The sequence below is a fragment of the Brachyspira hampsonii genome (assembly GCF_002214805.1).
Classification (GTDB): Bacteria; Spirochaetota; Brachyspiria; order Brachyspirales; family Brachyspiraceae; genus Brachyspira; species Brachyspira hampsonii.
Genome location: NZ_CP019914.1, coordinates 2,211,017 through 2,227,386 on the forward strand (window position 1 = coordinate 2,211,017; position 16,370 = coordinate 2,227,386).

11 protein-coding genes and 1 tRNA gene are annotated in these 16,370 nt (G+C 28.7%); 3 read left to right on the plus strand and 9 right to left on the minus strand.

The genetic code is table 11. The features are described from left to right. Window positions 1-136 precede the first annotated feature (136 nt). From secF to yajC, 3 genes are read right to left on the minus strand one after another with little or no spacing between them, the layout of a single operon-like run. Complete coding sequence (gene secF, locus BHAMNSH16_RS09695; RefSeq protein ID WP_008729124.1) at window positions 137-1,060, minus strand: protein translocase subunit SecF; 924 nt, start codon at window positions 1,058-1,060, stop codon at window positions 137-139. A 36-nt stretch (window positions 1,061-1,096) separates the two neighbouring features. Further along, window positions 1,097-2,608 carry a protein translocase subunit SecD gene (gene secD / locus BHAMNSH16_RS09700; protein WP_008729125.1) on the minus strand — a complete coding sequence of 504 codons (1,512 nt, stop codon included), beginning with the start codon at window positions 2,606-2,608 and terminating at the stop codon, window positions 1,097-1,099. Between the two features lie 34 nt (window positions 2,609-2,642). Next, the gene (yajC, locus tag BHAMNSH16_RS09705) at window positions 2,643-3,074 is read right to left on the minus strand and encodes a preprotein translocase subunit YajC (RefSeq protein WP_008729127.1); all 432 of its coding nucleotides are present in this window, start codon (window positions 3,072-3,074) and stop codon (window positions 2,643-2,645) included. A 205-nt stretch (window positions 3,075-3,279) separates the two neighbouring features. On the opposite strand from yajC, the gene BHAMNSH16_RS09710 reads away from it, so the two are divergent. Next, window positions 3,280-3,364: transfer RNA gene (locus tag BHAMNSH16_RS09710), tRNA-Leu, on the plus strand. Between the two features lie 52 nt (window positions 3,365-3,416). Continuing rightward, complete coding sequence (locus tag BHAMNSH16_RS09715; protein WP_039954568.1) at window positions 3,417-3,641, plus strand: hypothetical protein; 225 nt, start codon at window positions 3,417-3,419, stop codon at window positions 3,639-3,641. A gap of 7 nt (window positions 3,642-3,648) precedes the next feature. Here the strand turns inward: BHAMNSH16_RS09715 and BHAMNSH16_RS09720 are convergent, their stop codons facing one another. Continuing rightward, complete coding sequence (locus BHAMNSH16_RS09720; RefSeq protein ID WP_008729130.1) at window positions 3,649-3,936, minus strand: DUF6506 family protein; 288 nt, start codon at window positions 3,934-3,936, stop codon at window positions 3,649-3,651. 604 nt (window positions 3,937-4,540) lie between these two features. On the opposite strand from BHAMNSH16_RS09720, the gene BHAMNSH16_RS09725 reads away from it, so the two are divergent. After that, a complete protein-coding gene (locus tag BHAMNSH16_RS09725; RefSeq protein ID WP_039954569.1) occupies window positions 4,541-5,146 on the plus strand; it encodes a hypothetical protein in 606 nt (201 codons plus the stop codon). A gap of 291 nt (window positions 5,147-5,437) precedes the next feature. Here the strand turns inward: BHAMNSH16_RS09725 and BHAMNSH16_RS09730 are convergent, their stop codons facing one another. From BHAMNSH16_RS09730 to BHAMNSH16_RS09750, 5 genes are all read right to left on the minus strand, one after another. After that, a complete protein-coding gene (locus BHAMNSH16_RS09730; RefSeq protein WP_008729135.1) occupies window positions 5,438-7,402 on the minus strand; it encodes a methyl-accepting chemotaxis protein in 1,965 nt (654 codons plus the stop codon). Window positions 7,403-7,539: 137 nt separating this feature from the next. Next, window positions 7,540-8,580 carry a UDP-3-O-(3-hydroxymyristoyl)glucosamine N-acyltransferase gene (gene lpxD / locus BHAMNSH16_RS09735; RefSeq protein ID WP_008729137.1) on the minus strand — a complete coding sequence of 347 codons (1,041 nt, stop codon included), beginning with the start codon at window positions 8,578-8,580 and terminating at the stop codon, window positions 7,540-7,542. Between the two features lie 107 nt (window positions 8,581-8,687). After that, window positions 8,688-9,113: an OmpH family outer membrane protein gene (locus BHAMNSH16_RS09740; protein ID WP_008729139.1), complete on the minus strand. Its 426-nt coding sequence runs from the start codon at window positions 9,111-9,113 to the stop codon at window positions 8,688-8,690. A 42-nt stretch (window positions 9,114-9,155) separates the two neighbouring features. Further along, on the minus strand, window positions 9,156-11,774 hold the full coding sequence (gene bamA / locus BHAMNSH16_RS09745; protein WP_008729142.1) for an outer membrane protein assembly factor BamA: 2,619 nt from the start codon (window positions 11,772-11,774) through the stop codon (window positions 9,156-9,158). Then, window positions 11,774-16,153: a translocation/assembly module TamB domain-containing protein gene (locus BHAMNSH16_RS09750; RefSeq protein WP_069731672.1), complete on the minus strand. Its 4,380-nt coding sequence runs from the start codon at window positions 16,151-16,153 to the stop codon at window positions 11,774-11,776. The genes bamA and BHAMNSH16_RS09750 overlap by 1 nt, the downstream gene beginning before the upstream one ends. Between the last annotated feature and the right edge of the window lie 217 nt (window positions 16,154-16,370).

Genomic DNA, 16,370 nt, shown 5'->3' on the forward strand with positions numbered 1-16,370 from the left:
TATAAGCCTAAGCAATTTTGAATATAATATATTAAAATAAGTATCTTGTCAAAGATTAAAAAAATAATTCAAATAAAAAAGAGCATACATAATAATGCATACTCTTTTTTGTATTATTAAAAAGTTAAAAATATTTTTATGCTTTTTTAGTTTTCATAAATAATATTAAAAGACCGCTTGCTATAAAGTTACTAGCATAAGTACCTATAACAACACCGCAAAAGAATGTGAATGCAAAATCATAAAGTATGAAGCCTCCCCATATCATTATTGCTAATGCAGCAAGAAGTGTAGAAATACTAGTTATTACTGTTCTTCCCACAACATTGTTCAAACTTATATTAACAATCTCTTTAAATGGTTTTTTAGTGTCGGCATTTTCTCTTATTCTGTCAAATACTACTATGATGTCGTTAATAGTGTATCCTATTAAAGTGAGCATTGATGAGAGAACTAATACAGAAAACTCTTTATTTAGAAAAAGAAGTATACCAAATACTATAACAACATTATGTATAAGTGTAATTATAGCAGGGAAAGCATATCTGTAATTGAATCTTATAGTAATGTATATCATTATGATAATCCAAGATACAATTATCAAAATAAATGCTAATTTTAAATTATCAGCAGATACTACACCGCTTATGATATTGCTTCCTATAAGCGTAACTTTTTCCTGAGTGTATTTATCATAAAGTACCTGCATAGCTCTGTCAGATTCTTCATTAGAACCTCTGAATCTTAGAAGGAAAGCGTTTACATTGTCTGCCCCTTCAAGCTCCTGTATATTAACAGTTTCTGTTCCGAAATTATTATATAAAGCTCTTATTTCAGCGATATTAATTACTTCAGGATTATTTATCTGTACTTTTAATTCAACACCGCCGGCAAAATCAATACCCATATTAAAACTATTTGTTGTAAGTTTATTGACAAATAATGCAATAGAAGCTATGAACAATATAGATGATATCACAGCAGCTATAGGCATAATTTTAACAAACGGTATCTTGTTTTTTGTTAAATCATTATTTTCTTTTTTTATATCTTCGCTCATTTACAAAATCCTATTTATTTTTAAGAAGTCATATAATTAAATAAAGAAGAATCCTGCTTTCTTTACTATTTTAGTTCTTATAATCTCTTCATAGATATATCTTGTAATAAATACAGCTGTGAATAGGTTTATCAAAATACCGAAGAACAAAGTAATAGCAAAACCTTGTACAGGACCGCTTCCGAATATCCAAAGTATTAAAGCTACAATTATAGTAGTAATGTTAGAGTCAAATATTGTGGCGAATGCTCTGTCATAACCTGATATAATAGCATCAGCAACACTAGATTTTATTTTTAACTCATCTTTTATACGCTCAAATATAATAACATTGGCATCAACTGCCATACCTATAGTAAGAATAAGTCCGGCTATACCAGGCAATGTCAAAGTAAATCTTAGCGGAGATAATACTGCTATAATGAGTACAACATTCACAATCATTGCAATAGTTGCTAAAATTCCTGATACTCTGTATACAGCTATCATAAATACGGCAACTAAAACAGCAGCCATAAGCAAAGCAGTAGCTCCGGCTTTAACTGAGTCAGCACCTATGGACTGTCCTACAACCTCTTCTTCTACTATACTTACATTAAGCGGCAAAGCACCTTCTTTTAATATTCTAGCTAAGTCCTGAGCTTCTTCCAAAGTAAATCTTCCTGTAATAACTCCTCTTCCGCCTCTTATTTCATCATTAATATTAGGAGCACTTATAACTTTATCATCTAATACTATAGCAAGCATTCTGTTTTTATTTTGTGCAGTAACTTCAGCGAATTGAGTTGAGCCTTCTGCATTAAGTTCAAATTCTACAGTAACCTCTCCAAACTGACCTCCGCCTACTTGAGCATTTATTAAAGCACTTCCTTCTAATGAAGGCTCTTTATTAACAATAACAGGTGCACCTCTGATTCTTCTTCCGAAATCATCTTTTTCACTGTAGAAATAAAGCTGTTTTCCATATTCTGGAACTTTAGCAGTATTAGTAAATACACCCATAAGCATATCATTAGTAGTTAAAGCAGCTGTAGCCTGTTCATCAACCAAATTAAAAGTTAAAGCCCCCTGACTTAATACTACGCTTTTTATCCTGTCAGGGTCTCTTGCTCCCGGAAGTTCAACAACTACTCTGTCCTCACCCTGTTTTCTTATTCCTACTTCACTTACTCCGAATTGATCTATTCTGCCTCTAAGTCTTGATATAAGTCTTTCCATAGCATCATTTTTCTCTTCAGCTGTAAGAGATGATACTGTTCTGTCAAGTCTGTTAGCATACTCTTCAAAATCAGCCTGAAGAACGATTCTTATACCGCCCTGTAAGTCCAAACCCATATTTACAGATTCGCTTCTTAAACGTTTAAGGGATTGAACATCATCTATCTGTTCTTTAGTGTAGCCTTTAGCTATCATTTCATCTAAAGACATATTACTTTCTTCTTTTTTATCTTCAGATGTGAAAAAATACCATCTTACTGTAGGAGTAATAAACCAAGCCATTACACCAAGTCCTATAATGATAAATGCTAGTCTTAAATTATGACTCATATTATACTATCCTATTATTATATTTTTTATTTTATTATTCTTTTTTATCTTCTGCCTGAGCTTTTTCTAAATCTTCTTTTATTTGATTTTTATCTTCTATAGCTTTTTTATCCTCTTTTTTCTTTTCTTCTTTTTTAGGAGGGTTTAACATTTCTTCTGTAACCACTGCTGATATAGAAGATTTAACAATTTCCATTTTAGTGTTTTCACCTACTTTAACTATTGCAACTCTTCCGCCTTCTTTATCAGAAACATATTCAGCGATTATTCCGCCTGCTATTATTACTTTATCTCCTTTTTTTAATTCAGCTATACTTTGTGCTAATTTTTTCTGCTGCTGTTTTTGCGGTCTTATTAATAAAAAATAAAATATAGCAAAGATTACAACCATCATACCTATAGATACTAATGGACTTCCTCCTGGCTGACCTTGAGCTCCTTGTGCATATAATGTAGCTGTGAACATTCTTTAATTACCTCTTGATTTTTTAAAATTTTTTTTGATATTATATCATATTATCAATAATTTATACTTATGTCAATATTTTTTCTCATATAAATAAAATATTAATAAATACTTTGTTCTTTAAGATTTTTTAATAGATTAATATTTTTTTATAATAGAACTTGATTTTTTTTCTCTAATATGTTATTATACTAAGCAACTACCAGCTCGGGTGATGGAATTGGTAGACATAGCAGATTTAAAATCTGCTGGTCCTTGTGACCGTGCCGGTTCGATTCCGGCCCCGAGCAAATAAAACTAAAGAACGGAGTAAAGAATAAGGTTTATAGCAATATTTAAGCTATGAACTTTTTTTGTATATTAAATATGGTCAATAATCATGATAAACTTTCTAAACAAAATCTAATTATCCTAATAATAGGACTTGTAATATTTGCGGTTAGTTTTTTATTTATAGCAATGGTAGGGCAGCATCCTGAAGGTTTTATGGGTTTTTTGGCTCCTTTTACTATGCTTATTGGTATTATAGTTATAGTTACAGGTTTCTTGTATAAATCTAATTCATAATAATTTTTCATTTACCAAAAAGTTTTTTATATATATCATTCTGCTCTTCTAAATGTATTACAAATCCAACTGCAATTTTATTTTCTGTAGCTTCTATTATTTTTCTAGCTCCTTCTTCTCTAAATCCTCCGCATAGCTCTATACAGTCAATACCTTCTGATTGTAATTCTTTGGCTATTTCACAGGCTTCTTCTATATTTGAAACTCCAATAATTTGTGAAACTCCATTATGTATAGATGCTTTATCTTTTTTGCTGTCAAAAATTTTATCCATTATTAAATAGGCAAATTTCATTTTAAACTCCTAAAAAAATATTTGCTTTATTATAATATAATCGCAGAAAATATAAATAGGGGCGGGTGGGCGGGCAGAATAAATTTACAAAAAATAAGTATGTTTTTATTTATACAGAATAAAATTTTATATTTTATTATAATAGATTTTAAGCAATTCTAATAAAACTTACTTATATATAATGTGTTTAAATTTAAATAAAAAAAAATAAAAATTATAAACAAAAATATTGACATAAAAGTAAAAAAAGCATATTATTTCTGTATGGAAAATACAAAAATAATAGTAAATATACATATATCTGAAACTCAGAACTCAGAACTCAGAACTCAGAACTCAGAACTCAGAACTCAGAACTCAGAACTCTTCTTTAATCAATAAAAAATCTCATAATTATAAAAATACACTTACTATAATAAACCTGCAGTCTCTTTTTGTGTTGCAGAAATTAATTAGTAAATCATACAATATACAATTTTATATAAATAATCTTTCAATTAAAATACTTAACATAATAGATAAATATTCACATTTATTTAACTCAGCAGTAAGCATTAGAAATAATGTTTATAATAAACAAAAATTATTAAAAGGAGTTCAAACTATGAACAAAAAGATTTTTTCTATTTTCATAATGGTAATGGCTTTATCATTATTCGGTGTAAGCTGTAACAACAAGACTACATCTCCGAACGATTCAAATTCAGGTTCTGGAAACAACGGCGGCGGTACTACAATAGTTGGTAATGATTTGCCTTCAATATCTTCATTATCTCTTAGTGATACAGGTAAAGGATATGAAAATGTTGTAGGTAATGCATTAGTAATTGATATACCTGCTAGTCCTAGTGGAATTGGAGAAGCAGTTTCTAGCGGTAAAGTAGTAATAGCAAATCTTAATACTGATGTAACAAGTGTAACTTATGAAGTAGCAAAAGTTACTAGACATAGTGGTGATAGCTTTGATGCTACTTATTCTACTGGTAGCAAACCTGTAGTAGAAGATTTTAATGCTTTCATTATAAAACCTGAAGTTACTGTAGGTGAATTTAAACTTGCTATTTCTGAGCAATCTGCTACAGATTTATCTGCTCAAGATTGTCTAGATACTGCTAATGATGCTGCTGGATATGTAGTTACTGTTGCAGTATCAGCTAGCGGATATACAACTGAAACTGTTGATGTATATGTACAATTAAAGAAACGATAATTTGTATTTAAATGGTTTTTTGGGTTTATGTAAAGAGTATATAGGGGAGGGTTTCTCCTCTATATACCCGCTATCTAAAATATATTATACAATAAAAAACTATTATTTACAACTTAAACTATTATTATTACAAACTCAAAATATTTATTCAAGCCTTCATAATTATCCTAAAATATGGCTTGTTTAAATAGATAAAATCGCCCCTTTGTTTGATACAAGCAGAGGGGTTTTTTTTGAATAATATAAATCTAAAAATTTTCAGTTTTATAATTATATAATATTTTTATATTTTTATTTTAAGCTGAAAAATTTCATTAAATCAGCAAGTTTTTCAGTTTCTTTTTCCATATCAATAACTATATCAGCATTTGTTTTTACCAAGTTAGTATTTTGCTCAGCACTAATATCGACACTATTAACAGCACTTTGAACCTCTCTTGCAGAAGCATCCTGCTGTGTAGAAGATTCAACCATTTGACTTACTATATAGCTGCTTTCTTTTGCTTTATTAGTAATATCTTCTAATGCATCCATAGTTTCTTTTATTTTTTTATTTCCGTCCTGTATTTTTTCTATACTGTTATTAACTATATTAGTAATATTTTTCACAGATTCTTGAGAAGTTTGTGCCAAATTTCTTACTTCGGCTGCTACAACAGCAAAACCTTTTCCCTGTTCTCCGGCACGGGCTGCTTCTACTGAGGCATTAAGAGCAAGTATATTAGTCTGCATAGCTATGTCATCTATTATTTTTGTTATGTTTGATATTTCAGCAGTTGCTTTTGTAATATCTTCCATAAGAATCATAGATTCTTTTGATAAATTATAGCAATGTTCGCTTGAATTTGTGAGAACTTGTATCTTATCATTAGTTAATACTATATCATTAGTAGTTTTATCTATAACTTTTAATGTATTAGTCATAGTTTCATTTATGAGTTTTAAATCATCTCTTTGTTTTTCTGTTCTATTTGATAAATCCATTGTGCCTGCACTTACATTCTTGCTTGCATTTTCCATAGCATTAGTAGTATCTAATATTTGTTTTATTATACTTGATAATTTATTTTGAGTATTTTGAATAGAGTTAAATATCATTCCTATTTCATCTTTTCTATTGCTTAAAGATTTATTTTCATCAGCAGTTAAATTTCCACTGCTTAATTTTTCAGATATATGCATAACTTTCAATATAGGATCTATTAAACTTTTCTTTATTAGTATATTTATAATGATTAAAAATACTATAATAATAACTATTGCTAATACAGAGGCTATAACAGCACTTTTTATATTTTCTTTTACTATAACCATTTCAGGAATACTTACAAGCAGTACTATTGAATTGTAATTATCTTTTAATGAAGTTAAAGGCACTATAATATTAAACATTTTATGTTTATCTATTTTATTAATAAAAGAATGTCTTATACTATTTTCTACGGCATTCATTATTTCATCAGCATTATCAGTATATATGCTTGAAATCTCTCTTCCTATATTCATAGTATTTGTAGAGGCAAGAATAACACCGGACTGATTTATCAAATAACCTTCCATTCCTTCATTGGTAGATATAGCAGAAACTATTTTTACCAAATTTTCAGCAGAAAAATCCACTCCCACCATACCTAAAAAGTTTCCAGTATTATCTAGTATAGGCTCAACAACACTTACAGTAAGTACAGTATCAGCTCCAACATAAGTATCATCTATTTCTACATCGCTTATATAAAGCTGTTTAGTATCTTTTGGTATAGTGTAGTAGTCTGGATTTGCATCAAACTCTTCTTGATAAACTTTATCATAAGAAACGGTATTATTATCATAAAAAAATGCAGGTCCGTATCTTCCGTCATTTTCAGAGCCGTAATCAGTATCTATAAAATCATTATCTCTTCCGTCAAAGGCATTTTTCTCCCACATTTCATATATCGCAAATAAGTTTTTATTGTTTTTAAGCATTTCTCCCAAAATTTCCGCATGTGATTGTCTTGTAATAGATCTGCTTAAAATATCATTTTTGAGAGAAAGCGATATAGTTTTGAGCATAGATATATATGAACTCATTTCTCTTTCTATATCCTTAGCATAAGTACTAACCATATACTCAGTTGAAGCAAATCCTTTTTCTTTTGAATTAGATATATTATGCGAAACCATATATGATATTATTATTACAAACATTATTAATATTGATATACTCAATAATACAAATATTTTAAATTGAAGACCTAATGATTTTTTATTTTCCATATATACCCTAAATAATTTTTATTTTATTAGTATAATAATATACTTAATTAAAAAAAACAACAATAAAATTTTTTAAAAATATATTATTTTTATTATATATTATAGATATATACATATTTTTTATTGTGCTGTAAAAATTATTTAACTCTTTTTATTTTTACTTCAAAACGCTCTTCAACTAAATTAATTAATTCAGGTAATTTTTGTTCTGCAATCATTCTTAATTTTTCTCTTTCTATATTTTGTGCAGGAGCTCCAAGCATAATAGAATTAGAAGGAATTTTAACATTTGACATTACAGCAGTTCTTCCTCCAAATATTACCCTGTCTCCAAGAGTAACATGATCGGCTAAGGCAGCCTGTCCGCCTAATATACAATGATTTCCTATTTTAGAACTTCCAGCTATTCCTACTTGAGAAACTATTATAGAATGCTCTCCTATATCGCAGTTATGTGCTATTTGAACTAAATTATCTATTTTTACTCCTTCCCTTATTATTGTAGAACCTAATGTTGCTCTGTCTATACATACATTTGCCCCAAGCTCAACATCATTTTCTATAACAACATTTCCCCTTTGAGGTATTTTCATCTGTTTTCCATTAACTTCAAAGAAACCGAATCCGTCATTTCCTATAACAGTAGAAGAACCAATTATAACTCTGTCTTTTACTATACATCTGTCATGAATAGATACATTTGCATATATAGTGCAGTTTTCTCCTATAACTACATTGTCCCCCAAAAATACATTAGCTTCTATAACAGTTCCTTTTCCGACAACTGTGTTTTTTCCTATATGTACATTGTCTCCAATATATGTATTATCTGATATATTAGTATTTTCTTTTATTATAGCAGTAGGTTCTATTGTACCGAGAGGATATTTTTTATCTTCAAATAAAAAGTAAAGTAATTTAATAAATGCTTCTTTAGGATTATTATGTATTAATGCTGTTTTATTTTTTAAATCTTTTATTTCATTGGCGGCATCTTCTCTTAATATTAATGCGTTTGCCTTACTGTTTAATGCAGCTTCAAGATATTTATTATTATCTATACATACTATGGAGTTTTCTATAATTTCATTAATAGGAGATAGTGTGCTTATTTCTTTATTTTCATCTCCTATTATTTTTTTTGCTTGTATAAAATTATATATATCTTTGATTTTCATATTAAATTTCCTTTTGCAAATTTAGCCGTTTGTTTATATATAAAAAACTAAAATGCATTAAAAACTATTAATGCATTTTAGTTATTATCAAAATTGTTTTTTAATGATTATTTTTGAAGAGAAGCTTTAACATTAGCTATAACTGCTTCTGTTATATCAAAATTTCTATCAGCATAAAGAATAGCATGTTCTGTTCTTTCTAATATTAAAGTATATCCTTCTTTTTTTACTATAGACATAAGAGAGTTAGCAACTTGTCTTTTTACCTCTCCTCTCAAAGAATAATCTCTGTTTTGAGCTATAGAAGTATCTTCCATGTTTGTCTGCATGGCATCTCTTGTTTTGTATTCTTCTAATTTAGTTTTTAATTTTTCAACAAATTCATCATCGCTAGTGAGTTCTTTGATTACTCTTTCAAGATCGATATATCCAACCTTTGTGAGTCTGTAGGATTGAGTAAAAACTCTAGGACTAACAATAGATACTGTAAGCACTGCTATAAATAATAAACTCATAATATAATACTTTTTCATTTTTATCTCCTTAGAATTTAATAAAATTATTTTTATATATTTTTAATAGAATGGGTGATTCATAGTAAATGCAATTCCCCATCCTCTTCCAAGCCAAGCACCAAGAGGCGTGAAAGTATCCCCTTCAAAGTCCTGAAGACCCTTACCAAAACCAACATCATTTTTGTTATAAACGAATCTCTTAGCAACATAGAATCTTATGTTGAATATAGGTATTGTTAGCCTAAATCCGAATCCTACAGAATATATATATTGAGAAGGATCAAATATATCTTCAATTTTCATAAATTGGGAAGGATAAGTATGAGCATCTCCGTCCTGATTCCATCCTGTACTGTAAGGCATCCATAATTGTCCTGCATCGAAGAAAGTAACAAATCCTAAAGTTTTAGGAACAATAGGTATACGAAGTTCCGCAAAGAATCTAACTTTAGCTCTTCCGTAACTCCAAGAATCTGTAGAATTGTTTTCCCCTTTCATATCATAAGTGGAAAGTCCTCTGTTTTTCTTAAATATAGTGTATTTAGAAGTATCCCAACCGCGTACATCTTCAAATGGGTTAAGATAATAAAGTACATCGGCATCATTTTTCAAAGAAAGTCCCGGAGTGGCAATTATCTGTCCTAATTCCCCATAGAATGCAAACGACAGCCAATCTGTAGCAGGAACAGCCAAAAATCCTGTAGCACTTAATCTCATAAGCTGTGTATGCCCAAAATAGAAATCCACCATACCTCTTAAGAAACTTCCTCTAGTAGGGTTCAGATAATCATTTCTGCTGTCTCTAATTAAAGAATATGAAACAATAAATGTTGTAAACCAATCACTTTCCCATCTTTCAAATGAACCGTCTTTTTTATTAACTCTGTGGGTCAAATATTTTTTTACATCGCTAAGAACATAATTAGGTCCTGCATCGCTGGCTCCCTGATCATACCATTGCTGATACTGCTGTACTATAGTATCAAATGTTATGAATGTAGAATAATAATCAGCAAAATAATAACCAAGTCTTACTATACCTTCAAAACCATGTCTAGTATAGTATGAGTATTTAGGTATTCCGAATTGATCTGTACCTATTTCATAGCCTGTATTCACTCCTTCATTAAAGTATGATAAATCAATACCCAAATATATAGGCAGATTAAGTAAATAAGGCTCTGCAAAATTAACCGCTATACGCTTTTGCTGCTGTCCTAATTCACCGCTTAATCCTAACTGCAAACCTCTTCCCAAGAAATTGTTCTCTCTAATAGAAGCGAATACTTTAAATCCTGAACCTGTAGAGAAACCGCCGCCTCCGGATACCATAGCAGTTCTTCCTTCAGTTACATTCAAACTTAATTCCATAAGTCCTTCAGCAGAACCCGGTTTTACTCCTAAATTAATATTATCAAAGAATTGAGTATTATATAATCTCTCCTGTACTCTTTGTATTTTTGTAGTGTTAAATACTTCTCCCGGTTTTATATCTACATATCTTTCTATAACAAAATCTTTAGTCTTTGTATTTCCGGATATAGTAATATTTTCTATATGTACTTTATCATTTTCAACTATGTCATACATTATATTTACTATTTTATTTTCTTCATTAACATTAATTACAGGTATAACTTGTCTGAATATATATCCTCTTTCAGAGTATTTATTTTGTATACCCTGATAATCTGCCATATGATATGAATAATTGTATAATGCCCCTTTTTTTGATTTTATATCTTTTTGTATATTATCAGAAGATATAATAAAGTTTCCTTTAAATCCTATATCTCCAAAATAATATTTATCTCCTTCTGTAAGATATATATCTATTATTAAATCCTGCTCATTTTTTATCTCAGGATTTCTCCATTGATATGTAAACTTTACATTATCAACTTTAGCTCTGTAATATCCTCTGTCAGCATAATACTTAACAATTTTATCTTTATCTCCATCAAATGTAAACTCATTAAATTTTCCAAGTGTCATAAACCCATTTTCTTTAGTTGACATTTGTCTTTTTAATTCATTATCTGTAAAGTGAGTATTTCCATGGAATCTTATGTGGGCAACTTTAACTTCATTACCTTCTACTATATTCATCTGTATTAAAACATCAGAATTATCTTTGTTCTCTATCACTTTTGGCTCAACATACGCTTTTAAGTATCCTTTATCCTGATAATTAGTTATAATAGCATTAACAGCATCATTTAATTTCTGCGGTATATAAGGATCCCCAGCTTTCATTATAGGCTTTACAGCATCATTAAGTGCAGTTCTGCTTAATCTTTTATTTCCTATATATTCTATGTCTTTTATTATAAACCTTTCTGCTACTATGATATTTAAAACTACTCCGTCCCCTTCTCTGTTAGCATCTATTGCTACTCTGTCAAATAACTGACTATCAAATAATTTTTTGATAGCTTCATTTATTTGTGTTCTTTGAAATTTACTTCCGGATTTTATAGGAAAATTATTTATTATTTGTTCCTTTGTAATTCTTACTTCACCTGTAACATCTATACGATTTATTGTAAGACCTTCATATACAGCTATATTTCTTGCGGTTTGTAAATTTTCAAAGTCGCTTTCTGCAGATATCAGCAATGATACCGCAAGTAAAAGAAATGAAAATAGAATAATACAATTTTTCTTAATAAAATTCACTAAAATCTCCACCGAGTAACAATATTAAAATCTTGTCCTTTTCCTCTTATATCGAAAGGATTTATTTTATACTCAAACACAAAATTTGCAAGTTTATAATTTTTTAATAATGATACTTCAAAACCAAATTGATGGTCAAAATAGTAAGGATCTATATTTCTTCCGTTTATACTTGGTCTTGTTGTATCATTAACTCTATATGTAACATCATATTTCAAATATAAATATTTAGAAACATATTTACCAATACCAACACTAGTATTATCCCATACAGAAGTAGGATTTATACTGCTGTAGTTTGTAACAAATAATAAATTATTTACTACTGTAGGACTTAAGTTTATATAATCAATACCTAAGAACTGTCTGAACCATCTTTCTACGGGTCTTAATACTGTACTTCTTAATAGTAAGTCGCTGTAATTCATAGTAAGTTGCTGTAATTGATAGTCATTTACACTGCTTCTATTTGCTGTGCTGTCTGCAAACATTTGATCTTCCCGGCTTCCAAAAGTTCCTTGAGGTATTCCTGCAAGCTGATTAACCTGATATTGCCCTAAAGCTGGTATAGTATAGAATCTTACAGGTCTTAATGCTCCATTTTGAGAGGATATTAGCTGCGAGAGTCTTGCGTTCATTTCCATATATAAAGTTACACTTTCACCTGTTAATTCATTTTCAAATGACTGAGAAGATGTACTTACTGTTGAAGGATAATATTTTTTATATGTATAAGCAGTAGCCTCTATTATAGGATCCAAACTATTAGCACTCGGAAAAGTTACAGAACCTCTTTCCAACTGATATACATTCTGTAAATAGTATATGCTTCCCCTTTCTACATTTATAGTTCCTGCTAGTTCTATTCCGTCAAGAAGAGTATTGTACACTCTCATTTTAGAACCTTCTCCCAAATATACATCTCCTACTAAATTATGAGCTACTCTAACCTGACGCCAAGCCTCTATAGTAAAATCCCAATATATTTTACTTAATATACCATAAACTCTTTCTCTATATGTACTTCCAGAAGCCAGAGTAGATAACTGAACATCGCTTTTCATAAGTGTAAGTATTCCGCCTATTCTAGGTGCTTCCATATTTCCACCTACTGTAATATCAATATGTACCGGACCTTTTATTTTAGTAATGCCTAAATTTAAATTACCGTCTAAAAGTCCAAGCTGCTCATCTGAAGACAGTAAATCAAATGCCATATAATTTATATTATTTTTGAAAATTTCTGCCTCGCCTGTTACTGTTAAATTTTTCTTGTTTTTAGAAGTAAATGTTAGATTATTAACATTAAACATATTTCCATTAAAACTGAAATCTACTATTGTGTCATCAAATATATCATTGAAATATGATATTTTTACTCTTTTTCCATGTCCTAAAAATCTTCCGTCTATTGCTACATTATCAGCATCACCATGTATACGGGCGTACAATGTATAAGGCTTACCGTCTACTGTGAAATTTGTAGGAGATGAAACTATCTCTGTAAATAAGATATTGAATATTTCAAAAATTTCCACATTTATTATATCGGATGTAACTAATAAGTCTACCTGATCTCTTTTTGTATTTTTTATGACACCGTCTATATTAAGCATATCATCATTATCGTATATATAAACTAAATCAGTTCTTTTATTTCCATCTTCTGATATTATAGAACCTTTTATACCATGATTTTTAGTATTTGTAAGTAGTATATCATTTTTATATTTAATAACTGTAGTTCCAAATTCAGGCAGTTTTCTTTTGTTTATAGTAATAGGGCTTGTTTGTAATCTGTATTCCTCTTTGCCGTCCGGCAGTTTTCTCATATTGTAATTTATAGTTCCGGAGAATGAACTCATAAAATTCATATTATCAACTTCAACTGTCATATTCTGAAGTTCTTTTGAAAAATAAGCATAAGGAATTTTTATCTGCTGTTTTTTTGCAAAAGGTTTTGCTGTAAGAGTTCCGAAATCTCCTGTTTTAGTTATTAATACATCTTTTATCTCAAGTTCATTTGCCCTATAATATCCATTTAAAGAAACATCAAACTGCATTCCGGGTATTTGAAAATCTTTTATATCAAATTTTTCAAGATAAACAACAGGATTATTCATTAAACCTATTACAGTAGCATTAGCAGTTAATACTCCGTAAGCCTGACCGCTTATATCAAAAGGCAGATGATTAACAGCTATTGTACCGTATATATTATTCTTATTTATAGATGTGTCTACGGCAAATATTCCGTTATTTTCTACATCTTTTAATAAAGCAGCAAATTTTGTTATACCGTCTGCAGAACTTAATATTCCGTCTCCTGTTATTCTATTTTCTCCATAATTTAAAATAATATTTGTAAACATTATACTTTCATTTGATAATTCAAATTGTGTATTTAAAGCAAATATCGGAGCAAGATTTTTATTAGCCTTAACATTGCCGTATAAATATAAAGGCTGCTGCATATAATTATTAATATTTACATCCATATTTATATCTATATCTTTTATACTTAATGTTTTAGGAGTTTTTATATTTAAATCTAATATTCCGTTTGTAGCTATTACTCCGTTTGCGATTATTTCTGAATTATCTGTAGAGGCATATATTATTTTGCTTCCATTTGTAGATGTTGTACTGAAACCATTCAGTCCGTAATTGCCGGCAGGAGTATTAACATTTCCATTTATTTTTACATTAAAATTTTTATCGTATTCTATTTTGGCATTAGCATTTATTCCGCTGTCTTCAGAAAGTCTGTAATAAATATCATTAATATCTATTGTGTTTTTATAAGCAGAAGCTCCTATTCTTACTAAATATTCCTCTGTATATATTTTTTTAGATGATGCTTTCAATACATGTACATTGCCTTTGCCGCCTGTATACATTGCATTACTCATGGTATATTCTATATTTAAAGATGATAAATTGTCTATTATATTTTGTCCCAAAAATACAACAAATATATCCTGCGGTATTATACCTTTAGCAGAAGCTAGTACAGGATTACTATTATCTAATGAATAGCTGGCATAAAAAGGCTGTCCGTATATATTTTCTATTAAATTAAGAGATATTTCTTTCTCAGGTCTTTTATATAAAAATTCAAATGTCATAGGATTTTGCATAGTATTGATATAACTAAGAGATGATATTGTAAATCTTGATCTTATTTCATCGTCATTTACATTTACAGGCTTCAAATGTACTTTTGTTGATAGATAGTTCGCCCCTGCTTTTATATTGTTTATATCTAATGAAACTTTGCTTGATACAGGGTCATTTAAAGGCACTATACCGCTTGCTATAATATCACCTTCTAACATATTAATATAAGCATTTGATAGTATTATATTGTTGTTGGTTAACTCAGCATTCACCATTACATTAAATAATTTATCTCTGATATTTAAATCAAAATTGATATGAGATTTTTCTTTTTCTTCAATCGAATAGTATCCGTCTGCTTCTATTTCAGCATCTCTAAATGTGTTTATAGAATTGCTTATAGTGTTTATAGTTTTATTGTCTAATTTTACAAATTTATAAATTATTGGAGTGTCCAAAACTATATTCATAATTTTGTATATTGTATCTTTTTTTACTTTTACATTTGTAACGGAGAAATCTATATCTTTGTTATCAAAATCATATTTGAAGTTTAAAAAACTATTTTCATTTTGTAAATTTGCCGCTAATATATTATATTCATTAGTTAAAAATAATGTATAATCAAATAAATCTCCATGTTCATCTTTCGCGTATATTTTTGAATTAATTTCTGATAAATTAGTTTTGCTTTCTAATGAAAAATGTACTAATGTAGTGTCAGGTAAATTTATATCATATGAAAGAAAATAACCATAATTTCTAAAATTGCCATTTAAAGAATTAAGCGATACTTCTGTAATATTATCATTATCTTCTATTTTAGTTGAAAAGTTATTAATGTTAATATTTTTATCCATAAATATAGGGCTTATACTATCAACTATTTTCCTTATATCCTCTAAAGATGTTTTATTAGTATTATTATCATTTTGAAATATAGACATGTCCATTAATACAGGATAAAATACAGCATCATTAACATTTATATCGCTTAAAATATATAAAGGGTCTCTCTTTATAAATATTCTAAAAATATTGAATCTTAATGAGGCTCTATCCATTTCAAAAAAAGCTTCCTTACTATTTTTAGAATATAGTTTAACATTATCCAAAACTAATTCTAATTTATAGGATATGCTTATATCTGATATATATATATTTATTGGACTTACTTTATTTATATACTCTATAACATTATCTAAATATTTTTGTTTATTAGATACTACTATAGATACACTGAATAAAGCCGGTATCATAAAAGCTAACAAGGTTGTAGCCGCATACATTCTAAATCTGGAATACCTATTATTTTGTCTCAATTAAATTCTGCTTCTTTGTAAATATAATTTTCATTATATAATATAACCTATTTATATAGAAATTGTTATATTTTAATAATTTATTATCGTAATTTATATTTTTATATATTAAAATATAGCATAACTTTAGTATTTTGAAACTTTTGTGTACATA